Annotated in this window: 12 protein-coding genes and 1 tRNA gene; 9 read left to right on the top strand and 4 right to left on the bottom strand. The window is 68.8% G+C overall.

Features of this window, described 5'->3' with window-relative positions:
- Window positions 1-20: 20 nt before the first annotated feature.
- The 4 genes from AOZ49_RS14170 (at window position 21) to AOZ49_RS14155 (ending at window position 3,977) form a co-directional block, all read left to right on the top strand.
- Window positions 21-97: transfer RNA gene (locus tag AOZ49_RS14170), tRNA-Asp, on the top strand.
- A gap of 230 nt (window positions 98-327) precedes the next feature.
- Window positions 328-1,818 carry a helix-turn-helix transcriptional regulator gene (locus AOZ49_RS14165; RefSeq protein ID WP_054428571.1) on the top strand — a complete coding sequence of 497 codons (1,491 nt, stop codon included), beginning with the start codon at window positions 328-330 and terminating at the stop codon, window positions 1,816-1,818.
- A gap of 249 nt (window positions 1,819-2,067) precedes the next feature.
- A complete protein-coding gene (gene bioB, locus AOZ49_RS14160) occupies window positions 2,068-3,093 on the top strand; it encodes a biotin synthase BioB (RefSeq protein WP_054428572.1) in 1,026 nt (341 codons plus the stop codon).
- A gap of 2 nt (window positions 3,094-3,095) precedes the next feature.
- Window positions 3,096-3,977 carry an EamA family transporter gene (locus AOZ49_RS14155; RefSeq protein ID WP_054476128.1) on the top strand — a complete coding sequence of 294 codons (882 nt, stop codon included), beginning with the start codon at window positions 3,096-3,098 and terminating at the stop codon, window positions 3,975-3,977.
- A gap of 13 nt (window positions 3,978-3,990) precedes the next feature.
- On the opposite strand, the gene AOZ49_RS14150 is transcribed toward AOZ49_RS14155, so the two are convergent.
- Both AOZ49_RS14150 and AOZ49_RS14145 read right to left on the bottom strand, forming a co-directional pair.
- Window positions 3,991-5,406 (bottom strand): MFS transporter, encoded by a 1,416-nt coding sequence (locus tag AOZ49_RS14150; RefSeq protein WP_054428573.1) that lies wholly within the window; start codon window positions 5,404-5,406, stop codon window positions 3,991-3,993.
- 92 nt (window positions 5,407-5,498) lie between these two features.
- A complete protein-coding gene (locus AOZ49_RS14145) occupies window positions 5,499-6,002 on the bottom strand; it encodes a peroxiredoxin (protein WP_006390907.1) in 504 nt (167 codons plus the stop codon).
- Window positions 6,003-6,231: 229 nt separating this feature from the next.
- On the opposite strand from AOZ49_RS14145, the gene AOZ49_RS14140 reads away from it, so the two are divergent.
- Window positions 6,232-6,657, top strand: a complete 426-nt coding sequence (locus AOZ49_RS14140; protein WP_054428574.1) for a hypothetical protein — start codon at window positions 6,232-6,234, stop codon at window positions 6,655-6,657.
- A gap of 889 nt (window positions 6,658-7,546) precedes the next feature.
- On the opposite strand, the gene AOZ49_RS14135 is transcribed toward AOZ49_RS14140, so the two are convergent.
- Window positions 7,547-8,431: a dienelactone hydrolase family protein gene (locus AOZ49_RS14135; RefSeq protein WP_054428575.1), complete on the bottom strand. Its 885-nt coding sequence runs from the start codon at window positions 8,429-8,431 to the stop codon at window positions 7,547-7,549.
- Window positions 8,432-8,492: 61 nt separating this feature from the next.
- Window positions 8,493-12,035, bottom strand: coding sequence for a DUF748 domain-containing protein (locus AOZ49_RS14130; RefSeq protein ID WP_054475996.1), 3,543 nt, complete (start codon window positions 12,033-12,035; stop codon window positions 8,493-8,495).
- 249 nt (window positions 12,036-12,284) lie between these two features.
- Between AOZ49_RS14130 and moaC the strand changes: the two genes are divergently transcribed.
- From moaC to moaB, 4 genes are read left to right on the top strand one after another with little or no spacing between them, the layout of a single operon-like run.
- Window positions 12,285-12,773, top strand: coding sequence for a cyclic pyranopterin monophosphate synthase MoaC (gene moaC / locus AOZ49_RS14125; RefSeq protein ID WP_054475991.1), 489 nt, complete (start codon window positions 12,285-12,287; stop codon window positions 12,771-12,773).
- A complete protein-coding gene (locus AOZ49_RS14120; protein WP_006390912.1) occupies window positions 12,754-13,005 on the top strand; it encodes a MoaD/ThiS family protein in 252 nt (83 codons plus the stop codon). Before moaC ends, AOZ49_RS14120 begins: the two co-directional genes overlap by 20 nt.
- A 5-nt stretch (window positions 13,006-13,010) precedes the next feature.
- Window positions 13,011-13,493 (top strand): molybdenum cofactor biosynthesis protein MoaE, encoded by a 483-nt coding sequence (locus tag AOZ49_RS14115; RefSeq protein ID WP_054428578.1) that lies wholly within the window; start codon window positions 13,011-13,013, stop codon window positions 13,491-13,493.
- Window positions 13,490-14,011 carry a molybdenum cofactor biosynthesis protein B gene (moaB, locus tag AOZ49_RS14110; protein ID WP_054428579.1) on the top strand — a complete coding sequence of 174 codons (522 nt, stop codon included), beginning with the start codon at window positions 13,490-13,492 and terminating at the stop codon, window positions 14,009-14,011. The genes AOZ49_RS14115 and moaB overlap by 4 nt, the downstream gene beginning before the upstream one ends.
- The last annotated feature ends 60 nt before the right edge of the window (window positions 14,012-14,071 follow it).

Genomic DNA, 14,071 nt, shown 5'->3' with positions numbered 1-14,071 from the left:
GTGTTGTTGTAAACCGCTGCGGAGCGGTAGTTCAGTTGGTTAGAATACCGGCCTGTCACGCCGGGGGTCGCGGGTTCGAGCCCCGTCCGCTCCGCCAAGCATCTTGTGTGCATCCCAGCAAGCCGCAAGACCAGTTGTTCCACAGGAGTCTTCCTGCACTGCGCCAGAAGGCGCCCGCCAAAAGCTCCGGATTCCGGAGCTTTTTTGCTTTGCGCGGCAGCAAGCGCCGTGCCGCCCCCTTCCCCCGTCTCGTCCGTTTATCCTCTGGACAGGCCGCGCTTCGCATCGCATCCTGTGCGCTTGTGCCAGCCAAGCCAAGAGGCCCACGTGACCGCCAGCAACGCCGCCCCGCACGCACACCGCCAGCACCTGCAACGCATCATCGCAGGCTTGAACGAAGGCATCATCCTGCTCGAGTCCGATGGCAGCATCGCCTGGGCCAACGCCAGCGCGCTGGCGCTGCACGGGGTCGACACGCTGGAGGCGCTGGGGCAGACGCCCGCCGGCTACCGCAAACGCTATGCGCTGACCTACCGCAACCATCACCGCGTGCCGGCCAAGCAGTATCCGCTCGACCGCCTGGCCGCCGCGGTCGCATTCGACGACCTGCTGCTGGACCTGACGCGCAAGGATGACGCCGACTTCCTGCGCAACATCCGCGCGCGCGGCCTGCTGCTCGAAGGCGACGGCGCGGACTTCCGCGTGCTGATCCTGGATGACCAGACCGGCCAGTTCAACGCCGAGCAGCGCTTCGAGCGCACCTTTGCCGCCAATCCCGCGCCGGCGCTCATCTGCCGCCTGTCCGACCTGCGCTATGTGAAGGTGAACCAGGGCTTCCTGGACATGACCGGCCTGACGCGCGAGACAGTGCTGGGCAAATCGGCCTACGAGCTGGACGTGCTCGACGGCGGCGATGACAAGGAGGACGCGGTGGCCAAGCTGAACGCGGGCCTGACCATCAGCCAGCGCGAAGGCGTGGTGCGGCTGGCGGACGGCGGCGCGCGCTTCGTCATCGTCGCCGGCCAGCCGATCGACATGCAGGACGAACCGTGCATGCTGTTCACCTTCATCGACCTGGAAAAGCGCAAGCGCACCGAGGAGGCCCTGCAGCAGAGCGAGGAGCGCTTCTCCAAGGCGTTCCGGCTGGCGCCGGTGCCGATGGCGCTGTGCGACGGCGAATCGCTGCGCGCGCTGGATATCAATGACGCCTTCGCGCAGGCCGTGGGCGTGTCGGCGCAGGACGGCGCGGGCCAGGAACTGACCGCCCTGGGCCTGCGCCCGTTCGAAGGCATGGCCGACAGCCTGGCGCGCGGCGAGAGCATCCGCAACCGCGAAGCCGCGCTGGCCACGCCCGACGGCGCCCTTCTGGATTGCCTGGCCTCGGCCGAGCCGGTCATGATCGGCGGCGAGCGCCGCGTGCTGCTGGTGATGCAGGACATCACCGAACGCAAGCGCAGCGAGACCGAACTGCTGACCGCGATCGAGGCGGTGATGCAGGACACCTCGTGGTTCAGCCGCGGCATCATCGAGAAGCTGGCGCAGTTGCGCGCCCCGGCGCCGGCGGCCCGCGACGTGGCCGAGCTGGCGCAGCTGACGGCGCGCGAGCGCGAGGTGCTGGGCCTGCTGTGCCAGGGCCATAGCGACGACGAGATCGCCCGCCAGTTGCGCCTGTCGCGCAACACGGTGCGCAATCACGTGGCCACCATTTACAGCAAGATTGGCGTGCACCGGCGCAGCGCGGCCATCGTCTGGGCCCGCGACCGCGGCATCACCGGGCATGAAAAGCCGCGCTCCCGGGGCAAATCCGGCGCGGGCTGAGGCAGGCCGCCTGAATTTACAAATTGAATCAAAATAATGAGGGGATCGCGCTGCGCGAAGATGCCGCCGCGTTAGATTCCACCCGCCGCCAAAAAACGCCATTTTCGGCAAAACTCCAGCCAACTAGCCGCCAAAATCCGCATCACACCCCAGATTGCGCAAACCCTGCGCAGGTTCTTACGATCCGCCGATCTGGCCGTCCCGTCCACGGGTCCGGCGAGAGCCCCGCAAGCCTTCTGGAGTCCGTTGATGCAGACCGCCTACATTCCCGTTCCCAAGCCGCCCAAGGCGCAGCCCGCGCCCGCCTGGAGCAGCGCCGCCGTGATGGAGCTTTACGCCCTGCCGTTCATGGACCTGGTGTTCCGCGCCCAGCAGACGCACCGCGCCCACTTCGACCCCAACGGCATCCAGCTGTCGAGCCTGCTGTCGATCAAGACCGGCGGCTGTCCCGAGGACTGCGGCTATTGCTCGCAGTCGTCGCGCTACGACACCGGCCTGGAAGCGGAAAAGCTGATGCCGCTGGACGAGGTGCTGGCCGCCGCCCGCGCCGCCCAGGCAGGCGGCGCCCAGCGCTTCTGCATGGGCGCCGCCTGGCGTAGCCCCAAGCCGCACCACCTGGAGGCCGTGGCCGAGATGGTCAGCGCGGTCAAGGCGCTCGGCCTGGAGACCTGCGTCACGCTCGGCATGCTGCGCGAGGGCCAGGCCGAACAGCTCAAGCAGGCCGGTCTGGACTACTACAACCACAACCTGGACACCTCGCCCGAGTTCTACGGCAAGATCGTCACCACCCGCACCTACCAGGACCGCCTCGACACGCTGGACCGCGTGCGCGACGCCGGCATCAACGTCTGCTGCGGCGGCATCGTCGGCATGGGCGAATCGCGCCAGGAGCGCGCCGGCCTGATCGCGCAGCTGGCCAACATGGAGCCCTACCCCGAGTCGGTGCCGATCAACAACCTGATGCGGGTGGAAGGCACGCCGCTGGCCGACGTCGAGCCGCTCGATCCGTTCGAGTTCGTGCGCACCATCGCGGTGGCGCGCATCACCATGCCGCGCGCCATGGTGCGCCTGTCGGCCGGCCGCGAGGCCATGGACGACGCCATGCAGGCGCTGTGCTTCATGGCCGGCGCCAACTCGATGTTCTACGGCGACGTGCTGCTGACCACCGGCAATCCGCGCATGGAGGCCGACCAGCGCCTGCTGCAACGCCTGGGCATGCGCATCGACGCCGGCCAGCACAACCCCCACCACGCGCACCAGGATCTCTCGGCGTGACGCTGAGCCCCGGCCTGTTCTACCTGCTGGCCAGCGTCGTCTGCAGCGTCGCCGTGGCGGCGATGCTGAAGCTGGCGCGGCGCTGGCAGGTGGACGTGCGCCAGGCCATCATGGTCAACCACGCGGTCGCCGCCCTGCTCTGCTGGACGGTGCTGCGGCCAGACCCGGCCACGCTGCTGACGCCGCAGACGCCGTGGCTGGTGCTGGTGGCGCTGGGCCTGCTGCTGCCCAGCGGCTTCATGGCGATGGCGCTGGCCGTGCGCCATGCCGGCGTGGTGCGCAGCGACGCGGCGCAGCGGCTGTCGCTGTTCATCCCGCTGCTGGCGGCGTTCCTGCTGTTCGGCGAGCCGGTCAGCGGCCGCAAGCTGGGCGCGATCGCGCTGGCCTTCGCCGCGCTGTTCTGCCTGCTGCGGCGGCCGGCCGCCCTGCCCGCGGCGCAGGCGCCCGAGACGGACGCCGCCGCGCGCCGCGCGCTGTGGCTGTGGCCGTTGGCGGTCTGGGTGACCTATGGCGTGGTCGACATCCTGTTCAAGCAGGTGGCGCGCGCCGGCACCGCCTTCGCCAGCGGCCTGCTGCTGGCCTTCGCGCTGGCCAGCGCGCTGATGCTGCTCTACCTGCTGTGGCGCCGCGCCGCCTGGGCGCCGCGCCATCTGGCGGCGGGCGTGGCGCTGGGCGTGGTGAACTTCGGCAATATCCTCACCTACATCCGCGCCCACCAGGCGCTGCCCGAGCATCCCGCGCTGGTGTTCGCGTCCATGAACATGGGCGTGATCACGCTGGGCACGCTGGTCGGAGCGCTGGTGTTCCGCGAGCCCCTGACGCGCCTGAACGGCGCGGGCCTGGCGCTGGCCCTGGGGGCCATCCTGCTGATGACCCCGTGGTGACGGGCGCCGGCGCTCAGGTGCCGGTGCGGGGCTGTCGCGCCGCCTGATCCTCGGCGTCGGGCTCGGCCGGCGCCGGTTCGGCCGCGGCGGTCATGGCCGCGATGGGAGGATCCACCGCCCCGGCGCCTTCCACCGGCGCCGTGGCCGGCGCGGCCGAGGGGTCCGGCTGCACCATCTCGATGCCGATATCGTTTTCCACATCCACCCGCGGGTCGAGCACGGCGGCGGCCGGCGAGCTTTGCAGCGTGTCCGGCATCGGCACGAAATGCACCGGCGCTTCCTCGACCTGGTGGGCGCCGGTGACGCGCGTCGGGCGCACCTGCCACACCAGGATCAGCGCGCAGGCCGAGATGAAGACGTAATACATGCTGGGGCCGGCCAGCGACATCAAGAGGCCCGCGATCATCGGGCCGACACAGGCGCCGACGCCGTAGGTCATGAGCAGCACCGCCGACAGGCTGACGCGGCGCTCGGATTCGACGTGATCGTTGGCGAAGGCGGCGCCCAGCGGATACAGGGTGAACTGCAGGATGCCGAAGACGCAGGACATGGCCACCAGCGCCCAATAGGGCAAGGTCAGCCAGCCCCACATGACGGTCGGCAAGATCACCAGCAACAGCGCATTGAAGCGGATCAGGCCGGCGCGGTTGATGCGGTCGGACAGCCAGCCCATGGGCCATTGCGACAGCAGCCCGGCGGTGACGGCGGCGGCCACGAACACGGCGGCCTGCGAGGTCGTCAGGCCGTGCTTGGCGCCGTACACGGCCGCCAGGCCGTAGAAGGCGCCGGACAGGTTGCCGGCCACGAACAGCACCGTCATGGACAGCGGCACGCGGCGCATGAAGAAGCGGATGTCGAGCGCGGCCGGCAGCGGCGTGGGCGGGTGCGAGCGGGCCGTGACGGCGATCGGCACCAGGCACAGCACCAGGCACATGGCCACCAGGGTCAGCGGCCGCAGGTCGAGCGTGGCGTAGGCGGTCAGGGCCAACTGGCCCAGCACGGTGCCCAGGCCGGACACCACCATGTAGACGGAGAACACGCGCCCGCGCTGGTGGTTTTCGGTTTGTTCGTTGAGCCAGCTTTCGATGACCATGAACTCGGTCACCATGACGATGCCGGAGATGACGCGGAACACCAGCCACAGCGGCATGGAGTCGACCAGCGTCTGCGCCAGGATCATGCTGGTGGCGACGGCGGCACAGGCGACGAAGGCGCGGATGTGGCCGACGCGGATGATGAGCTTGTGTCCCAATCGCGCGCCGCAGACCAGGCCCAGGTAGTAGCCGGCGATCAGGGTGCCGATCCAGACCTCGCTGACGGACTGCGCGGTCAGCCTCAACCCCATGTAGGTGTTGAACAGGCCGGTGCCGATGAGCATCAGCAGGGTCGCGAAATACAGCGACGAGAAAGAAGAGATGGTTGCGAGCATGGCGTCTGGCTACCCCTGCCGGGGAGTAGCGACGCGGGCCGCCAGGGCGGCCCGCGCATTGAGCGATGAAACAGGGACTGCGCGGGGGGAAATCAGGCTTGCGACAGCAGGGTCGCGGCGTCGCTGACTTCGAACTTGCCGGGGCCTTCGACGTTCAGGTGCTTGACCACGCCGTCGACGATCAGGGCCGAGTAGCGCTGCGAGCGCACGCCCATGCCGCGCTGGATCAGGTCCAGCTCCAGGCCCAGGGCCTTGGTCCACAGGGCGGAACCGTCGGCCAGCATGCGGACCTTGCCGTCGGTCTTCTGTTCGCGGCCCCAGGCGCCCATGACGAAGGCGTCGTTGACGGACACGCACCAGATTTCATCCACGCCCTTGGCCTTGAGGGCGGCGGCCTGCTCGACGTAGCCGGGCAGGTGCTTGGCCGAGCAGGTCGGCGTGAAGGCGCCGGGCAGCGCGAACAGGGCGATGGTCTTGCCGCGGGTCAGGTCGGCGACCTGGAAGGCGTTGGGGCCCAGCGAGCAGCCTTCGCTTTCGGTTTCGATGAATTCGGTCAGGGTGCCGTCGGGCACGCGATCGCCGACTTTGATGCTCATGGGGAATCTCCAGTGTTGGGGGTGTTGCATTGGGGCGGATGTGCCCCACAGCCCTCATCATAGTTCGTGTCTGTTGCGCTTGCTGGCCCGGCGGACAGATCGGGAAAAAAACCCGCACAGTCTGAAACGACTCCATACGCGAGGCGGCATGGGGATCGTTGCCATAATGTGGGCGTGTTCAATGCCCGGGCGCGATGGCCGCGCGCGGGCGCTTTGCGGAGACAAACCGATGCGCAAGATGCTGATCGGCCTGGCCTGGACGATGGCCCTGGCCACCCCGGCCTGGGCCGCGCCCGACGCGGCCGAGCAGGCCCAGTTCGAATCCTTCGTGGTGGCGGCGGGCGCCTCCAACGGCGCGGCGCGATCGTGCGGCGCGTCCGAACCCGACCTGGCGCAGCACCAGGCGACCTCGCGCAAGAACCTGGAACGGTATGCCAAGGAATACGGGTTCTCGGCGGCGGGCTATGACGGGCTTTACGAGAAGGGGCTCGCGGACGGGACGCGGATGATGGAGGAGATGAAGCGTTCCGGGGTCGACGGGTGCCGGGGGGTGCTGGGGAGTTTTCAGAATGAGCGGGTGATTTCTTATGAGGATATGAAGGCGGCGTTGGCTGAGGTTAGTGATGGGTTGCCGGGGGAGAGTGCGGAGAAGTGATCGCTTTTTTTTGGGCGGGGATTTGAGTTCTTGAGCCGCCCGGCGGGACGGCGCAGGCGGAGGGCGGGGCTACGATTGCGGTCCGGAGCGTTCGCTCCGGACTTCCCCGTCCTCAACCTCGTCCGCCTTCGGCTCCCTACGGTTTCCGTCGGGCGCATCTACACGCCCCGCCCTCCGCCTGCGCCGTCCCGCCGGGCTCATGATGTCTTGGTTCCCGCGTTGCTGGGGCGAGAGGGGTGCTTGGCGTGGTTGGCCACGTCAACGGGGGGGTGGGAGGGGTTTGCGGGGCCCGCCAAAAGGCGGCCGCGCGGGCGGCCTTTTTTGGCTTACGCGGGGTCTTGCAGGCCAGGATGAACGCTGCGCGCGTGGGCAGGCTTGGTTTTGGAGCTTGTGGGCGACGTGGCTTTGGAGCTTGTGGGCGACGTGGCTTTGGAGCTTGTGGAATTGGCTTTGGAGCTTTTGGGCGACTGGCTTTGAAACTGCGTCGCGCGTTCACGTTCCCGTGCGACATGAAGGGTCGCGGCGCTTGACCTGTATCTCCCTCGTGCCGCACCCTCCAGCCGCGCGCAGCGCCGCTCTCACGACGCACCGCTAAAGCGTATGCCAGGACCGGCTGCCCGCGCAGCCGGTCCTGGCGGGCGACGCAAACTCTCTCCCCTCCCTCCGCCCGAGCGGCCTCACCCATGCAGATGTCGGTAGCCCCTGGCGGCGGTCGGGCAGGCGGGGCGCAACCTCGATGCGCCCGAGGGAATCTGAAGGCAGTCGCCGAAGGCGACAACGAAGATGACAACGGGGCAGTCCGGAGCGAACGCTCCGGACCGCAATCGTGGGCGCGCCCCGCCTGCCCGACCGCCGCCAGGGGCGGCCTACGAAGAACAACCGTAACGCCTCACCCACCCAACCCATTCTGCTTGAACCAGTCAAGCATCCTCTGCCAAGCCTGCTCCGCCTCGGCCTTGCGGTAACTCGGCCGATAGTCGGCGTGGAAGGCGTGAGGGGCTTCGGGGTAGACGTCGATGCGGGAGGCCTTGGCGGCGGCGGGCCCCTTGGCGAGTTCGATGCGCATCTTGTCGACGTCGGTCAGGGGGATGCCGGCGTCCTTGCCGCCGTAGGCGCCCAGGACCGGGGCCTTGAGGTCGTTGACCAGGCTCAGGACCGACTTGGGCTTGAGTTCGCTCGGGTCGCCGCCCAACTGGCCGTACCAGGCGGCGCCGGCCTTGAGCTTGGGGTTGTGGGCGGCGTAGAGCCAGACCTGGCGGCCGCCCCAGCAGAAGCCGAGGATGCCGAGCTTGTCGTCGCTGCCGCCGTTGGCGGCGGCCCAGGCGACGGTGGCGTCGAGGTCGCCCTGCACCTGCTTGTCGGGCACCTTGCTGATGATCTCGGCCTGCAGCTTGGGAATCTCGGTGTACTTGGACGGATCGCCCTGGCGCGCGAACAGCTCGGGCGCGATGGCCAGGTAGCCCAGGTGGGCCAGGCGGCGGCAGACGTCCTGGATGTACTCGTGCACGCCGAAGATCTCCGACACCACCAGCAGCGTCGGCAGGTTCTTCTTGCCGGCGGGCGCGGCGCGGTAGGCGGGCATCTTGCCGTCGGTGGTGGGAATGTCCACCTTGCCGGCGGTCAGGCCGTTGGCGTCGGTCTTGATGGCGGTCTGGGCCACGGCGGGGCCGGCGGCCAGCGAGAAGCCGGCCGCGACGGTGGTGGCGATGAAGCCGCGCCGGTCCAGTTTGAGGGGCGGCAGCAGGCTGTCGAAATGCGCGTCCTGGTCTTTCATCATGCATCTCCGGGCAAAGGACGGCCGCCGGACGCGGGCGCGTCCTGGCGGGCCGCCGGGTTCACTTCAGGGAGAAGTCCACGCGCGAGGGCAAGCCCTCGTCCTTGATGCCATCGGCGTCCAGTTGCGGGGCAACGATGAACACGCGATCCGCGAGTCCTTCCTGGGCTTGCAGCTTCTCATACACCGCTTGCGCGCGCGCGTCGGCCAGTTGGCGCAACTGCTCGTCGCCCACCGGGGCCGCGGCGCGCAGCATCTCCTCCATCTGTTGCGGCGGCACGGACTTGGCCATGCCGATGAAATTGCGCGGCTTGTCCTTGATGTCCGTGTCGTCGTAGACCTTTTCCAGGTACTTGGCGCGCTCGGCGCCCGAGACCTCGACGCCGGCCGGATTCGGCTTCTTGCCGCGCGGGGCGACGTCGCGGGCCTTGGCCAGGCGGATCTGGGCATCGACCCAGGCCTGGCGCAGGCCGTCCAGGTCGGTCTTGGGATCGGCGCGGCCGCTCAGGTCCATCTTGAGCGCGGGGCGGTCCACCAGGGCCTTGGTCAGGGTCTCGATGCGCTGTTGCGTATCCTCGGTGAGCACGGCGCTGCCGGGCGCGAATTCCACGTACGACAGCTCCTCGCCGCCGCCGAAGGCCGACGCCAGCAGGCTGAAGGGCGAGGTGACGGCCTTGACCACCAGGTTCAGCAGCACCCGCACGACGATGCCGCCGACCGAGAACTCGGGATCGTCGAGCGACCCGGAGATCGGCAGGTTGATGTCGATGTTGCCGCGCGAGTCCTTCAGCAGGGCCACGGCCAGCAGCACCGGCAGCTTGGTGGCGTCGGGGCTGTTGGTCTTGTCGCCGAAGGTGAGCTGGTTCAGCACCACGTGGTTGGTGGCCTGCAGCGCGCGGTCCTTGATCTTGTATTCCAGGTCGACCGACAGCTTGCCGCGCTTGATCGGATAGCCGACGCACTTGGCCGAATAGGTGTTGAAGCGCGGCAGGTCCACGCCCTTGGCCGAGGCCTTCAGGTCGAGCGACAGGAACTTGGAGAACGGCTGCACCACGCCGCTGATCGACAGGGGCGCGGTGGTGTAGACGCGGCCGGTGACCTTGACCTTGGCGGGCTGCGGGTTGGTGGACGACACGGCCGTGATGGAGCCGTCGATGCTGGACAGCTCGGCCACGTAGTTGGGCTTGACGAAGCGGTCGGTGAAGGTCATGCGGCCGCGCGTCAGGGTGACGCTGTTGAGCGAGATGTCGGGCATGCCGCCGCCCTTGGCCGCGGGCGCCGGCGCTTCGGCGCGCCGGCCGGGGGTCTGCGTGTCCTGGGTGATGGAGCCGCCGGCCTGGCCGGGCGCGGCCACCAGGTCCATGACGTTCAGGCGGCCCTGGGCGTTCAACAGGATGCGGCCGTAGAAGTCATCGAGCGCGAAGTCGCCCAGGCCGGCCACGATCTTCTCGCCGGCCACCGCAATGTTCATGCCGGAAAAGCCCAGGCGCTTCCAGTTGAGGAAGTCGTCCTTGTTGACGCGGTCCTGCAGGTCGACGTCCGTGACCTCGACGCCGCCCTTCCAGCCGGCCTTCATCGGCGCGCTGCCGTTGGCCGCCGCGAACTCGGCGTCGCCCTTGGCGCCCAGCGTGATGGCGCGCACGGTGGCGTTCAGGCTGGAAGCGAAGTATGGCGCGAACGACGCGACGTTCAGGCCGGACAGGTCGACCGAGGTCTTGAGCGTGAGCGGTTGCGGCGTGAAGGCGCCCTTCAGGTCGAGCTTGCCGCCGCCCTGGATGCCGGCCGCGGCCAGCGTGAAGTTGCTGGCGCCCGGGCCCATGGCCAGGCGGTCGGCGGTGACGACCAGTTGCTGCAGCGCCACGTCGAGCGCGGGGTTCAGGGTTTCATCGCGCGCCTTGAATTGCGCCAGCTCGGCGCGCACGCCCGTGGCGGACGCATCGATGACGCCGTTCTTGTCCAGCACGTGCACCTGCGCGGTCAGCCCGAGGCGGCCGTCCTGCAACAGGATCGGCGACAGGCTGCGCACGGCCGGCGCGAACGGCGCCAGCGCGACGTTGCCCATGCGCACCGCCAGTTCCAGCGACAGCGGCTGCAGCACCAGCGGGCCCTTGGCGCGGATCCAGCCGCCATCGGTGCTGTTGTCCACGGTCAGCCAGAGATTGATGGGTTCGCCCTTGACCTGCGGCAGCGCCACGCCTTCGACGGTGACGGCCAGGCCGGTCAGGGTGTAGTCGAGTTTGCTGATGGCGTCGGTGACGTAGAGCTCGCCTTCGTGGATGTTGAAGGCGTCCAGCGTCACCTTCCATTCGGCCGGCGCGGCGGGCTTGGGCGGGGTGTCGGCGGCGGGCGGCGTGTCGGGAGTGGCGCCCGCAGGGGCAGGCTTGGCGGCCTGGGCGGGATCGGTCGCGGCAGGCTTGGCGGCCTGGGCAGGATCCGCCGTCGCCGGGACCGCGGGATTCGCGGCGGGCGCGCCCTGCTGCGTCCCCAGCTTGGCGGCGGTCGTCGCGGCGGGTTGGGCCGCCGGCGCCGGACCGCCCAGCTGCTTGAGCTTGTCGACCACGTCCTGCCAGTTCAAATGCTGGTTGCTGTAGCGGCGCGCGTACACCTGCGGCGCCCACAGGCCGACGTCGCCGACATAGACCTGGCGCGCGATCGGTTCGAGTTCGAGGCGGCTGACGGTCAGCGCGCTCCAGGCCGCCAGGCTCTCGCCGGCGCTGTCGCGCAGGTCGAACTGGCGCAGGCCCAGGTCGCCGACCACGCGGATCTTGGGCGGCGCGTCCTTGGGCTGCTCGAACACGATCTGCAGGTTCGAGTCGAGCAGCGCGCGCTCGAGCTTGAACGGCAACGGCATGGGCCAGACGTCGGCCCATTTTTCCAGTTGCAGGCCGGTGAAGGCGACCCGCAGCGTCGACGACGGCACCTTGTCGAAGGGCCGCGCCACGCCGGTCAGGTCGAACGGGCTGCCGTTGATGCGCAGGTGCAGGCGCGGCTGCACGTCGATGTCGGTGGCGTAGCCGAAGGTGGAGATGAACGGCACGCCCACGGCCAGCTCGTCGATCACCTGCTTGCGGCCGGTGACCTTGTCGTCCAGCGTCACGACGCCGCCCTCGATCACCATGTTGTTCAGCGAGAAGCGCGGCAGGCCCTCATCGGGCTTGGGCGGCTCGTCGGGCTTGGCGGCCGTCATCTCGGCCACGCGCTGCTGCACGTCGGAGAAGTTGAAGCGGGTGACGTCCTCGCGCACGATCGACAGCGTGGGCGAACGCAGGGTGAAGCGGTCGACCACCGGCGCGAACCAGAACAGCGAGGACCAGGCGGCGCTGACGTTCACTTCCGAGGCCGTGAACAGCGGCGTCTGCGAGCCGGGCTGGGCCACGGCGAGATCGCGCGCGCGCACGGTCAAGGTGAAGGGATTGAAGGTGATCTTGCCGACGGCGACGTCGCGGCCCAGCATCTTGGCCACGTCCTGGGTCAGCACGTTGTGCAGGACCTTGGGCACTTGCCACGCCGCGATGCCACAGAGGATCAGCGCCACGGCCACGACGCCCAAGAGGATCTTGCCTAAGCGGCGGGTGAACCGGAACTTGGGCATCCGCAAGGGCATTGTGCGTCTCCTGGTACGAATTGAAGGCCATTATCGCGTCCTTCGAGCAAATTGGGGGGGCTTTTTGCAGCGGGCCGCCAAAAGCGAAAAAGCCCCCGCAGGGGCGCAAGAACAGGCGAACCGCGGCGGGCTTATCTTTCCTCAAGGCGCGGCCGGCGGCGGCTCGTCTATCATAGGCGTATCAGCGGCCCGCCACGGCCTGCCGGGACCGCTCTTTTCAATCATTAACAATTCTCGATCCCGATTCCCATGTCCACGCCCGCCCCCACCTTGAGTCACCTGGATGAAGCCGGCCAGGTCCGCATGGTCGATGTCATCGGCAAGACCGACACCGAACGCGTGGCCGTCGCCGCCGCCAGCATCCGCATGAACGCCGTCGCCTACGGCCTGCTGACGCAGCCGGGCCAGGGCAAGGGCGAGGTGCTCAACACCGCGCGCGTCGCCGCCATCCTGGCGGCCAAGCGCTGTGCCGAGCTCATCCCCCTGTGCCACAGCCTGCCGCTGTCGTTCGTCGGCGTCGAATTCGCGCTGGACGACGACGCGCACTGCATCGACATCCTGGCCACCTGCCGCACCAGCTACAAGACCGGTGTCGAAATGGAAGCCATGACCGCGTGCAGCGTCGCCGCGCTGACCATCTATGACATGTGCAAGGCGGCCGACAAGGGCATCGTCATCGAACACGTACGCCTGAAGTACAAGGCGGGAGGCAAAAGCGGTGAATGGCGCAACGATTAATCTTCTGTACTTCGCCCGCGTCGCCGAACTGGTCGGCAAGCGCTCCGAGGCCTGGCCGCTGGACGGCGAGTCCACCGGCGCGCAACTGCTGGCCGCGCTCGGCGAACGCTATCCGCAGCTGGCCCCGGCCGGCCGCCTGAAGCTGGCCATCAACCAGACCCACGCCAAGCCGTCGGCGCCGATACGCGCCGGCGACGAGGTGGCGGTGTTCGAACCCGTCACTGGAGGCTGAGCGCCATGGTCATCGTGCAGGAAGCCGACTTCGACGGCGCCGCGCTCACCGCCGCCCTGCGCGCCAGCGCCGGGCCGGGCGTGGGCGGCATCGTCACCTTCGTGGGCTACGTGCGCGACTACGCGCCGGACACGCCCACCGACACGCTCTACCTGGAACACTACCCCGGCATGTGCGAGCGCGAGCTCGAGGACATCGCCGCCACCGCCCGCGCGCGCTGGAACCTGGACGGCACGGTGATCGTGCACCGGGTCGGCGCGCTGACGCGCAATGCCCAGATCGTGTTCGTGGCCGCGGCCAGCGCCCATCGCGGCGACGCCTTCCGCGGCTGCGAATTCATCATCGACGCGCTCAAGACCCGCGCGCCCTTCTGGAAGCGCGAAACCCTGGCGGGTGGCGACAGCTTCTGGGTGGAACAACGCCAATCCGACCAGGACCGCACGCAGTCCTGGGACGCCGACACCCCGCCCCCCAAGGAGACTCCATGAACGACGCCTCCCCCGTTTCGCTGGCCTGCGCCGTGCTGACGGTCAGCGACACCCGCAGCGCCGGCGACGACACGTCCGGCAACCTGCTGGCCAACAGCCTGGCGCAGGCCGGCCACCAATGCGTGCGGCGCGACATCTCCAAGGACAACGTCTACCAGATCCGCCGCGTCATCAGCGACTGGATCGCCGACCCCGAAGTGCAGGTCATCCTGACCACGGGCGGCACCGGCTTCTCCCACGCCGACCACGTGCCGCAGGCCATCCTGCCGCTGCTGGACCGCGAGATCCCCGGCTTCGGCGAACTGTTCCGCCAGCTCTCCTACGAGGAAATCGGCAGCTCGACCATCCAGTCGCGCGCCTTCGCCGGCTCGGCCAACCGGACCCTGCTGTTCTGCCTGCCCGGTTCCAACAACGCCTGCGAGACCGCCTGGAACCGCATCATCCGCGAACAACTGGACAGCGGCCACCGCCCCTGCAATTTCGCCACGCACCTCCAACCCCGCGACCAAGACCACTGACGCCCATGCTGGATTTCGACCAAGCCCAGACCCTGCTGGCCAACGCCGCCGCCCCCCTCG

It is taken from the genome of Achromobacter sp. 2789STDY5608615, from assembly GCF_001298995.1.
GTDB lineage: Bacteria > Pseudomonadota > Gammaproteobacteria > Burkholderiales > Burkholderiaceae_B > Achromobacter > Achromobacter insuavis.
Note: the sequence above shows the minus strand (reverse complement) of the source record. Positions and strands in the feature narration are given on the sequence as shown.

Bases quoted from the DNA above. Each gene is read 5' to 3' on its own strand.
- moaC (WP_054475991.1), top strand. From the start codon at position 12,285: ATGTCCACGCCCGCCCCCACCTTGAGTCACCTGGATGAAGCCGGCCAG.
- AOZ49_RS14130 (WP_054475996.1), bottom strand. From the start codon at position 12,035: ATGCCCTTGCGGATGCCCAAGTTCCGGTTCACCCGCCGCTTAGGCAAG.
- AOZ49_RS14145 (WP_006390907.1), bottom strand. From the start codon at position 6,002: ATGAGCATCAAAGTCGGCGATCGCGTGCCCGACGGCACCCTGACCGAA.
- moaB (WP_054428579.1), top strand. From the start codon at position 13,490: ATGAACGACGCCTCCCCCGTTTCGCTGGCCTGCGCCGTGCTGACGGTC.
- bioB (WP_054428572.1), top strand. From the start codon at position 2,068: ATGCAGACCGCCTACATTCCCGTTCCCAAGCCGCCCAAGGCGCAGCCC.
- AOZ49_RS14140 (WP_054428574.1), top strand. From the start codon at position 6,232: ATGCGCAAGATGCTGATCGGCCTGGCCTGGACGATGGCCCTGGCCACC.
- AOZ49_RS14115 (WP_054428578.1), top strand. From the start codon at position 13,011: ATGGTCATCGTGCAGGAAGCCGACTTCGACGGCGCCGCGCTCACCGCC.
- AOZ49_RS14150 (WP_054428573.1), bottom strand. From the start codon at position 5,406: ATGCTCGCAACCATCTCTTCTTTCTCGTCGCTGTATTTCGCGACCCTG.
- AOZ49_RS14135 (WP_054428575.1), bottom strand. From the start codon at position 8,431: ATGAAAGACCAGGACGCGCATTTCGACAGCCTGCTGCCGCCCCTCAAA.